7 protein-coding genes are annotated in these 6,592 nt (G+C 44.7%); 2 read left to right on the top strand and 5 right to left on the bottom strand.

Going from position 1 to position 6,592, the window contains the following annotated elements; all coding sequences use genetic code 11:
- Positions 1–92 precede the first annotated feature (92 nt).
- Positions 93–869 (bottom strand): uroporphyrinogen-III C-methyltransferase, encoded by a 777-nt coding sequence (gene cobA / locus WB308_RS07230; protein ID WP_424190426.1) that lies wholly within the window; start codon positions 867–869, stop codon positions 93–95.
- A 111-nt stretch (positions 870–980) separates the two neighbouring features.
- Between cobA and WB308_RS07225 the strand changes: the two genes are divergently transcribed.
- On the top strand, positions 981–1,550 hold the full coding sequence (locus WB308_RS07225) for a precorrin-2 dehydrogenase/sirohydrochlorin ferrochelatase family protein (RefSeq protein ID WP_424190424.1): 570 nt from the start codon (positions 981–983) through the stop codon (positions 1,548–1,550).
- A gap of 67 nt (positions 1,551–1,617) precedes the next feature.
- Here WB308_RS07225 and WB308_RS07220 read toward each other — a convergent pair whose 3' ends face one another.
- The 4 genes from WB308_RS07220 to WB308_RS07205 form a co-directional block, all read right to left on the bottom strand.
- Positions 1,618–2,940 carry a hypothetical protein gene (locus WB308_RS07220; protein WP_424190422.1) on the bottom strand — a complete coding sequence of 441 codons (1,323 nt, stop codon included), beginning with the start codon at positions 2,938–2,940 and terminating at the stop codon, positions 1,618–1,620.
- 50 nt (positions 2,941–2,990) lie between these two features.
- On the bottom strand, positions 2,991–3,791 hold the full coding sequence (locus WB308_RS07215; protein WP_424190420.1) for an ABC transporter ATP-binding protein: 801 nt from the start codon (positions 3,789–3,791) through the stop codon (positions 2,991–2,993).
- Complete coding sequence (gene ntrB, locus WB308_RS07210; RefSeq protein WP_424190418.1) at positions 3,788–4,570, bottom strand: nitrate ABC transporter permease; 783 nt, start codon at positions 4,568–4,570, stop codon at positions 3,788–3,790. The genes WB308_RS07215 and ntrB overlap by 4 nt, the downstream gene beginning before the upstream one ends.
- 91 nt (positions 4,571–4,661) lie before the next feature.
- On the bottom strand, positions 4,662–5,945 hold the full coding sequence (locus tag WB308_RS07205; RefSeq protein WP_424190416.1) for a CmpA/NrtA family ABC transporter substrate-binding protein: 1,284 nt from the start codon (positions 5,943–5,945) through the stop codon (positions 4,662–4,664).
- A gap of 331 nt (positions 5,946–6,276) precedes the next feature.
- On the opposite strand from WB308_RS07205, the gene WB308_RS07200 reads away from it, so the two are divergent.
- Positions 6,277–6,592: hypothetical protein (locus WB308_RS07200; RefSeq protein ID WP_424190414.1), on the top strand; the 316-nt coding region annotated here is incomplete at its 3' end.

Genomic DNA, 6,592 nt, shown 5'->3' with positions numbered 1-6,592 from the left:
TGGAATACCCGATCAGTCGTTCCCACGCTTCACGAGCACTAAAAGCATCCTTGATCGATTCGGTTTTGTGCCGTTTGACACTCCGCTCAGTATTAGCCTGCGCAAGCGATGTCATAACATTCTCCTTTGGATTCGTAACGATATGTTGGGAGAACTTGTGCTAAATTGACAACATTTCCAAATACCAAAATGGCCGGTTTAGGAGCTTCTTTGGAGGCAGAGATGAGTTCACCTAATGTCGTAATAATAGAGCTCTGGTGTGCTGTAGTAGCATTGGAGATAATCGCGACGGGCAATGTGGCATCCACCCCTTGATCCAATGCCTCTTTGACGATTTGGCGGGTTCGGCTGAGCCCCATGAGGACAACGGTGGTGTGATCACTGGCACCCAGCATCGGAATCCATGAAAGATTGACACGATCCCCTGAGAGGTGTGCCGATACGACCGATACTCCGGTACTAACACCGCGCGCAGTCGGGGCTATTCCAGCGGAAAGTGGGCCGGAAAGGGCGGATGAGATTCCGGGGATCACTTCAGTTTCAATACCGTTTTGCGAGGCATAAATCGCCTCTTCGGTTCCACGACCGAAGATGTAGGGATCACCGCATTTGAGCCGACCGACGGTGTATCCCTGGTGAGCATAATCGGTAATCATCGTATTGATCTCACTTTGGGGGAAGCTGTGTTTTCCTTTCTCTTTTCCGACGAATACCACTTTGGTACGTGCTGGGATGAGGTCGATGATCTCTTGGGTGAGGAGATGATCGATGAGGGCAATATCGATTTTTTCGATGGTTTTAAGAGCTTTCAAGGTGAGAAGATCGGCATCGCCGGGTCCGCAACCGATTAAATATAATTTTCCGTTCATGGGATATTCCTTATTAGGACTTTTTTGTCTTTAAAAATAATAGTGTAAAATAGCGATAAGAAAAACAAATTTTTGGTTAATTTTTAATCAGTTTATTGCAAAGGATTGATAATGGCACTTTTTCCGATGTTCGTCGATTTAAAAGATCAAGATTGTGTGGTGATTGGAGCAGGGGAGGTGGCATTGCGTAAAATTGAACAATTGGTAAAATTCTCACCCGCCTTGAGTGTCATTGCACCCGAAATTCATCCTGAGATTCGTGCTCTTGCGAAAGAGTATTCGATTGCTCTGATAGAGCGTAAATATGAACTGAGTGATTGTGAGGGGCGTTTTTTAGTGATCGGAGCGTTGGATGATTTGGGTGAACAAGAAAAAATCTATAATACGTGTATGATGAGTAAAACACCGGTCAATTGTGTCGATTCTCCCGCATTGTGCAGTTTTATTTTTCCGGCATTGATCGTCGAGGGGGATTTGTGTGTGGGGATCAACACGGCGGGACGTGCACCTGCAGTGAGTTCAGCATTACGGAAATTCTTAACGTCAATGATTCCAGCGGGGATTCATAATCTGATCGATCAGGTTCATGCAATTCGTCAGAGTGAGCCGGTGGGCAAAGAGCGACAGAATAAAATTATTCAGATGTGTAGCGAGTTTTTTACTTTGCTGCATAGACCCTAGCAGCAGAAATAGAGGTCAAGCTTGGTACTACTGCTTGAATCTTCCCACCCGTAAGGGTGAGAGAAGATTAGAATTTCAACGAAGCGATAAGACGAAAAAGTGCATTATCGATGGTTTTAATACCTGTAGCACTTTCTCTTTCGAATTCAGTGTAGATAGCGGTTAAATCAACAGGACCTGCTTTTGTTTTGGCAACAATATCCCAAGCGCTGTAATCATTATTTTGCAAACTTAATCCGCCAAATGGTGCAGCTGTGCTACCGTTGTTTCCGGTTTCAGCTTCGCCATAACTTGCCGCAAGCATCACACCCGGAACCATTTTAGTCGAAGCTCCGATTTTCCATGCATCGGTATCGGGAGCAGAGACGATTTCACCATCGAAGTAAACACTGGCTAAACCGGTATACATCATTGTTTTATCACCGGTAGCAACGTTAGCAAAGCCAAGAGTACCGTCACTCACAGATGAATAAGCACCATAGACATTGACACCCGCTACATCAGCCGATACTTTGAGGGCTAACATATCGGTGCTGCGATCATCGGCTACATTATCAGGATTCATAGAACCATACTGTACACCAAGGTTAATCATATTCATTACTTTTGTATCTGCTTGTAACCAGTAAGCATCAGCGATTTGACATACATTGTAATACCATGCTTGTACGGTAGTATTTGGAATTGATTTATTAATCGCACCTGCTGCATACGCTCCATCAGTTCCAAAGGTTCCAAATTTCCCTTCATAGGCTACCGTCGTATTACGTGGAGAAACATACGTTGTTGCAGCTCCATCAGGATCACCGAGTAAACCGACACCATTATGTTTTCCAACCCATGCACCGACCAAAGTTGTGTCAGGAAGATCATTGTTTAACAATACTGCCGCTTCGAACGTATTGTCTGCCGCATTCCAGTCTTCACTGAATGCAAGAGGAGTATCGAGACGTTGACGACCCACTTTAGCCGTTGTTTTACCGGCAGTGTACGCCAACCACAACTCTTCAATCCACGATTGATCGTTCAATGATGACATATCGGTCGTTTTTTGATGACTGGTTCCGTCTGCATCGATTTTAGCCGTAAATGTCGATCCTACTAAATTGTTTTCCAATCCCAAAGTAGTTAATGCAGTCGCTTTGACACCGGCACTAAGATTTTGCACTAAATCAGCCGTTGCCCCGACACTCAATTTAACATGAGCTGAACTGTTTGTACCGTCTTCAAAAAAATCCAATCCGTTTGTGGTAGCAGCAGTTGATGTACCCTCTGTTTCTGTAGTTTGATACCACAGTTTCGCCTCACCGTTTACTTTTACATTATCGATTGCAAATGCACTTGTCCCTAATGCCATTACGGCCACTAGACTTAGTTTTCCTAATTTCATTTTTTCTCCTTAATATTTAAACTGACCCCTCATATGTGGGGGTAGGGTATTTATTCGTCTTCTTTGGCAAATTTCGAGTATAAAAACTCGATAATCGCGCCGCGACACCTTAGGTATTCGGGATTATTCTGAAGTTCCAAACGATTACGTGGGCGCGGAAGGTTCACTTCTAAAATTTCTCCGATCGTTGCTTCCGGGCCGTTAGTCATCATGATGACCCGATCACTGAGCAGAACCGCTTCATCCACATCATGGGTGATAATGACGACAGTATTGCCTGTTTGCATTTGTATCCGCATCAAATGATCTTGCAGATTGGCACGTGTGAGCGAATCGAGGGCTCCGAACGGTTCATCCATGAGGAGCACTTTAGGCTCGATGGAGAGGGCACGGGCGATACCGACACGCTGTTTCATCCCTCCGCTGATCTCACCGGGGTATTTGTCTTTTGCATGATCGAGATTCACCATCTGGATGTATTTCATCACATGATCGCGGATTTCACTGTTGCTTAACTCTTCACCCAATACTTTGCGTACCGCCATTTCGATGTTCTGATAGACCGATAGCCACGGAAGGAGGGAATGATTTTGAAATACCACCGCCCGTTCCGGTCCCGGAGCGGTGATATGTTTGTCTTCCAGTAATATCGTTCCGCTACTGATCGTATCTAACCCTGCAATGAGGTTTAGGATCGTCGATTTGCCGCATCCTGAGTGACCGATGATGGAGACGATCTCATTCTCTTTGATATCCAATTGGACATCACGTAGGGCGACATACTCTTTGCCGCCGCCGAGAGGGAAAATCTTATCGACATGATCGATTTTTAAAAAAGGTTTTGCACTCATACTCTGCCTCGCTTGCGATAATCAAAGAAATCGGCGATCAGCCCCATCAGCGCATCGAGGATATACCCGATAATACCGATGAGGATGATTCCGATAATAATATGGGAGTAGTTGAGATTGTTGTACTCATCCCAAATCCAAAACCCGATCCCTACGCCTCCGGTGAGCATTTCTGCTGCGACGATAACCAACCATGCGATCCCCAGTGATAAACGCATCCCCGTAAAGATAAAGGGAACGGCAACGGGGAGGATAATTTGAAATACACGCTCAAAAGCACTCAATTGAAGCACCCGTGCAACATTGAGATAATCCTCGCTGACACTCCGTACCCCCAACGCCGTATTAATGATAATCGGCCAGATCGAGGTGACGAAGATGACAAAAATCGCCGTCGTATTGACCTCTTTAAAGACAAACAGAGCCAACGGCAACCATGCGAGAGGCGAAACGGGTTTGAGAATCTGAATGTAGGGATTGAACGCCGTATAAGCATTTTTAGACATTCCGATCAACAGTCCCACCGGAACACCCACCGCGATGGCGAGGGCAAATCCTCCGAATACACGGGCAAGCGAATTGCCCAGTTGCAGTGCGATCCCCTGATCTCCCGCACCGTTGTTGTAAAATGGATCGGAGAGGACGACGAGGAGTTCATCCCATACTTCACCCGGAGGGGGAAACCCCGGTATCTGAGCGGCAATAGCCGACCAAATCGCGATTACTACACCAAAGAGGAGTAATGGGAGCATAACGGCATTTATAGCTTTAATTGGCATAATAGCCTCCTAATATTTTATTTCGTCATCCCGAACTCGATTCGGGATCTAATAATTAAAGATGCTGAATCAAGTTCAGCATGACGGGAAATTATTTAGCCGATACCGACCACTTATTCACTTTAAGGAGTGCTTCTTTGGTGATTTTCGGCGATTTAATCGGAGCGTTGTAGATGTAATCGACTGCTTTGTTTGGATCAAACGTCACACCGTCGATAAATTTTTTCTCCACTTTCCACTGTGTAGCGGGGAGGGCATAATTGACCTCTTTGGCTGCTTTTGCAAACAAATCAGGGCGATAAACGCTCTCAACCACTCTTTTCATATCCACAGGTTTATCGAGTTGTCCCCAACGGATCATTTGGGTCACTTGCCATAAACCGTGACTGTAGTAGGGATAAAGTGCCTGTTTTTTTCCAAAAACGTTGAAATTCGGCATAGGTGTAGTGACGCCATTAGTAAACATATAGGTTCCGGTCATCGAGTTGTCGATAACGTCCGTCGGTGCGTTGACGTAGGATTTGGATGAGAGAATTTTGGATGCCTCTTTACGGTTGTCCCATGAAGCATCGAGCCACATTCCCGCTTCAATGACCGCTTTGATCATCGCTTTGGTCGTTTCGGGATTTTTATCCGCGAATATTTTTTGTACCCCTAACACTTTTTCCGGTCCATTTTCCCAGAGCTGATATCCGGTGACGACGGTTTTACCGATATTTCCCATAACGGCGCGTTGGTTCCACGGTTCTCCTACACAGAATCCATCGATATTTCCGGCAGTCATATTGGCGACCATTTGTGGTGGCGGAACGACTTTGAGAGCGACATCGCTATCGGGATTAACCCCTCCGGCGGCCATCCAGTAGCGGATATGGTAGTTATGGGTTCCCGTAGGGAAGGTCATCCCGAACTCAGGAACTCCCATCGTTTTGCTAGCGATCACTTTTTTGAGGGCTACGGCGGACCCTTTTTTCATAGCCGCAGGGTCTGCCGCCATCATCGCGTCATACATCTTGTTGGATACGGTAATCGCATCGCCGTTTTGGCCGAGTGCCATCAGGGCAACCATATCTTTTTTGGTACTACCGACACCGAGAGTGGAAGCGATCGGCATCGCGGCGAGCATGTGCGAAGCATCGAGCTCTCCGACGGTCATTTTGTCACGGACATTTGCCCAGGATGCCTCTTTGCTTAGTTCTACGTTCAAACCGTGTTTGGCAAAGAACCCTTTTTCTTTGGCGATAACCAGTGCCGCACAATCGGTCAAGGGGATGAATCCGATTTTGAGATCTTTTTTCTCCGGTGCCGCCATCGCGAGTGACGCAGCAAGGGATAGCATTAATGCACCTTTTCCTAAAACATTCAAGCTTTTCATGGGAACTCCTTATTAAGACTATTTTGTCTGAAATAATTGTAGAGTAAAAAGTCTGAAATAAGATACAGTTGGTTGATTAAAAAATAAACAAATTTATGATTATTATTTTTTATTTGGTTAATTTGAGGCTTAATGATTGCTTTGAAGCAATTCGATTGCTTGAGAACGACATCTAACTTTTAATCATTGGCGGTTTGCGAGGGGAAGACTAGGTTAAGTGCTTTGTGTAATTGTATCGGGTAAAATAGACCATAAAGTTACCAGTGGTACCAGTGCTAAAAAAGAAGCAATTTTGAAGAAGTATTTATAAATTAATGACAAGAATAGAGTAATGACACCTTCTGATTTTATAGAGCTTTACAAACATAGAGATGATATCAGGAGTGTACGATTTTTTCCTCTCTTTGTAAGTTTGATTGTATTGGTTTGTATACCTGTCATATTTGAAAATAACGTGACATATTGGTTATATGCCCTATTACTTCTTTTTATCAGTTGGCTGTTCTCAGAGCTATGGGTGCGATTCAAACAAAAAATCGAATACGCTTCAGAACTCAATAGAAAAAGTGATTTTTTAAGAGAATATGAAATTTACAATCAGCTATTAAGTGAAGTTTTGTGGGATAGTGAACGGTTTAAGGTAAACT

Source organism: Sulfuricurvum sp. (assembly GCF_049587615.1).
GTDB lineage: Bacteria > Campylobacterota > Campylobacteria > Campylobacterales > Sulfurimonadaceae > Sulfuricurvum.
The sequence above is the reverse complement of the archived record's forward strand: the minus strand, read 5'-3'. Positions and strand labels throughout refer to the sequence as shown.

Excerpts from the sequence above, each read along its gene's own strand:
- cobA (WP_424190426.1), bottom strand. The coding sequence starts at position 869 with ATGAACGGAAAATTATATTTAATCGGTTGCGGACCCGGCGATGCCGAT.
- WB308_RS07225 (WP_424190424.1), top strand. The coding sequence starts at position 981 with ATGGCACTTTTTCCGATGTTCGTCGATTTAAAAGATCAAGATTGTGTG.
- WB308_RS07220 (WP_424190422.1), bottom strand. The coding sequence starts at position 2,940 with ATGAAATTAGGAAAACTAAGTCTAGTGGCCGTAATGGCATTAGGGACA.
- WB308_RS07215 (WP_424190420.1), bottom strand. The coding sequence starts at position 3,791 with ATGAGTGCAAAACCTTTTTTAAAAATCGATCATGTCGATAAGATTTTC.
- ntrB (WP_424190418.1), bottom strand. The coding sequence starts at position 4,570 with ATGCCAATTAAAGCTATAAATGCCGTTATGCTCCCATTACTCCTCTTT.
- WB308_RS07205 (WP_424190416.1), bottom strand. The coding sequence starts at position 5,945 with ATGAAAAGCTTGAATGTTTTAGGAAAAGGTGCATTAATGCTATCCCTT.